The following is a 234-nucleotide window of genomic DNA, read 5'->3' as shown; positions in this document are numbered from 1 at the left end:
AACCAGGCGCGTCGCCGCGCGAGCACGTCGGGCCGATCCTGCTCGCTGGCGTGCGCTGTTTTTTTTGAAGGTCATCGAGTGACGGTCGAGAAAGCGCCAGATCGTGCTCGGCGCGAACACGACCGCATGCTCCGCCCTGAGAAATTCAGCCAACTCGACCAGCGTGATGTCGTCCTGACCTTCGATCGCCGCCAGGATCGTATCCCGATAGGCTTCGATCCGCTGGGAGCGCTT

1 pseudogene is annotated in these 234 nt (G+C 62.4%); it reads right to left on the bottom strand.

Going from position 1 to position 234, the window contains the following annotated elements:
- Positions 1 to 234: pseudogene (locus ACWGTO_RS34060) on the bottom strand (hypothetical protein); the annotation flags it as partial.

The organism is Mesorhizobium sp. PL10 (assembly GCF_053714315.1).
The sequence above is the reverse complement of the archived record's forward strand: the minus strand, read 5'-3'. Positions and strand labels throughout refer to the sequence as shown.